The 3,265-nt window shown below is 54.3% G+C and carries 2 rRNA genes; both read right to left on the bottom strand.

Annotated elements, in window-relative coordinates:
• A 5S ribosomal RNA gene (rrf, locus tag CIK94_RS02700) occupies nucleotides 1–83 on the bottom strand; the annotation flags it as partial.
• A 161-nt stretch (nucleotides 84–244) separates the two neighbouring features.
• Nucleotides 245–3,135, bottom strand: a 23S ribosomal RNA gene (locus CIK94_RS02705).
• Between the last annotated feature and the right edge of the window lie 130 nt (nucleotides 3,136–3,265).

Genomic DNA, 3,265 nt, shown 5'->3' on the forward strand with positions numbered 1-3,265 from the left:
ATTGCAGTACCATCGGCGCAAGTGGGCTTAACTTCTCTGTTCGGAATGGGAAGAGGTGGGACCCCACCGCAATAACCGCCTGATTGATATCGTTCCTGACTCTACTGCCATCGTACGCGGCGCGCATGCCGCTGGCAGGAAGCCGGTATTGGGTTGACTTACCGCACAAGCAAAACCTCGAACTCTTTGTCCAATTTCCTCGCAACCGTCCCATCGCTGGGACCGAAAACTCAAAGTATCAGCCCGTGGAAAGTTTCGGGCAATTAGTAGCGCTCGGCTTTGACGTCACCGTCTTTACACCTGCGCCCTATCGACGTCCTCGTCTCGGACGACCCTGTAAGGAGTTCTAATCTCGCGGCTGGCTTCGCACTTAGATGCTTTCAGCGCTTATCCGTTCCAGACTCAGCTACCCGGCGGTGCACCTGGCGGCACAACCGGCAAACCGGAGGTCTGTCCATCACGGTCCTCTCGTACTAGTGACGGCACCGCTCAAAACTCCAACGCCCACGATAGATAGAGACCGAACTGTCTCACGACGTTCTGAACCCAGCTCGCGTGCCACTTTAATGGGCGAACAGCCCAACCCTTGGGACCTTCTCCAGCCCCAGGATGTGACGAGCCGACATCGAGGTGCCAAACCACCCCGTCGATATGAGCTCTTGGGGGGGATCAGCCTGTTATCCCCGGAGTACCTTTTATCCTTTGAGCGACGGAGTTTCCATACACGTCCGCCGGATCACTATGCCCCAGTTTCCTGCCTGCTCGGCATGTCTGCCTCCCAGTCAAGCGCCCTTATGCCATTGCACTCTGTAAGGCCGGTTACCAATCGGCCCGAGGGCACCTTTGGAAGCCTCCGTTACGCTTTTGGAGGCGACCACCCCAGTCAAACTACCCACCAAGCAGTGTCCGCGCTGAGCGCGTTAGACCTCAGACAGCCAAAGGGCCGTATTTCAAGGATGGCTCCACACAGGCTGGCGCCCGCGCTTCAAAGCCTCCGGCCTATCCTACACATCGGATGACCAAGGTCAATGCTAAGCTGTAGTAAAGGTTCACGGGGTCTTTTCGTCCCATCGCGGGTAATCGGCATCTTCACCGATACTACAATTTCACTGGGCTCATGGTTGAGACAGCGTCCGGATCATTACACCATTCGTGCAGGTCGGAACTTACCCGACAAGGAATTTCGCTACCTTAGGACCGTTATAGTTACGGCCGCCGTTTACCGGGGCTTCAATTCAATGCTTCGCCTTGCGGTTGACATCTCCTCTTAACCTTCCGGCACCGGGCAGGTGTCAGGCTGTATACTTCATCTTTCGAGTTCGCACAGCCCTGTGTTTTTGTTAAACAGTTGCCTGGACCTATTCTCTGCGCCTCACTCGACGTGAGGACCCCTTATCCCGAAGTTACGGGGTCAGTTTGCCTAGTTCCTTAACCATGAATCTCCCAACGCCTTAGTATGTTCTACTCGTCTACCTGTGTCGGTTTGCGGTACGGGTGCCGTACGGATTAAGCTTAGCGGATTTTCTCGGCAGCATGCTTACCGGCGCTCGGCCCCTTCCGGAGAAGAGGCCCTACTGATCAGGTTCGACTCGGATTGTGGATTTGCCTGCAACCCTCATAATCTACACCCTTCAGCGCACAATTCCGTCTGTGCGCGGCCGTTTCACTACTGCGTCTCCACGTCGCTCCGTACGGCAGTAACGGAATATTAACCGTTTCTGCCATCGCCCTCGCCCTTCGGCTGAGACTTAGGACCCGACTGACCCCGGGATGACGGGCATTGCCCGGGAAACCTTAGACTTATGGCGGGAGGGAATCTCACCCTCCTTATCGTTACTTATACCTACATTTGCTTTTCCCTGCGCTCCAGCGGACATCACCATCCGCATTCAACGCACAGGGAATGCTCCCCTACCGATACTTTTACAATTGCTATCCCGCGCCTTCGGTATCTGCCTTATACCCGATTATTATCCATGCGCGGACCCTCGACCAGTGAGCTGTTACGCACTCTTTGAATGAATGGCTGCTTCCAAGCCAACATCCTGGCTGTCGTTGGGACCACACTTCGTTAGACTAACTCAGGCAGAATTCCGGGACCTTAGACGGCGGTCTGGATTCTTCTCCTCTCGGGGACGGACCTTAGCACCCGCCCCCTTACTGCACAGCTGCAGAACGTGAGCATTCGGAGTTCGTCAGGTCTCGATAGGCGGTGAAGCCCTCTCGACCTATCGGTCGCTCTACCTCTCACGCTGAACGCTGCACGCGGCACCTAAATGCCTTTCGGGGAGTACGAGCTATCTCCAAGTTTGATTGGCCTTTCACTCCTACACACACCTCATCCGGAAGCTTTTCAACGCTTATCGGTGCGGACCTCCATCCGGTGTTACCCGGACTTCATCCTGGACATGTGTAGATCACTTGGTTTCGCGTCTACCCCCTCCGACTATACGCCCTGTTCAGGCTCGCTTTCACTGCGGGTGCGGGTCTCATGGCCCTTACCCTTGCCGGAGATGGTAACTCGTAGGTTCATTATGCAAAAGGCACGCCGTCACATGCTAAGCATGCTCCGACCGCTTGTAGGCGGATGGTTTCAGGAACTATTTCACTCCTCTTGTCGAGGTGCTTTTCACCTTTCCTTCACAGTACTCGTACGCTATCGGTCTCACTCGAGTATTTAGCCTTACCGGATGGTCCCGGCGGATTCGCGCAGAATTCCTCGTGTTCCGCGTTACTCAGGATACCACTAGGCCGGAGCAGGATTCGTGTAAGGGACTTTCACCCGCTATGGTCTGCCTTTCCAGGCAATTCCACTCTCCGTTACCGTACCACGACGTGGTCCTACAACCCCTGCGAGGCGTTGCCACAACGCAGGTTTGGGCTCTTCCCCGTTCGCTCGCCACTACTGGGGGAATCATTGTTTATTTTCTCTTCCTGCGGGTACTAAGATGTTTCAGTTCCCCGCGTTGGCCTCTGCATAAGCAGATGTCATGCCTTCAGCATGACGGGTTGTCCCATTCGGAAATCGGAGGATCAAAGGTCATTTGCACCTACCCACCGCTTATCGCAGCTTATCACGTCCTTCATCGCCTGAGTGAGCCAAGGCATCCACCATCCGCCCTTATCTACTTTCTCACGATCGTAGATAGGACAAATAAATATATTCGCCTGTCTTTCGCTCATACTTTCAGCTTTCTGTTTGTTGTTAGAAGTCTTGAACTTCTGTTCTACAGTCTTGCTTGTGTCAATATGTCAAAGATCTTTT

This window comes from Prevotella sp. P4-51, assembly GCF_002251455.1.
GTDB lineage: Bacteria > Bacteroidota > Bacteroidia > Bacteroidales > Bacteroidaceae > Prevotella.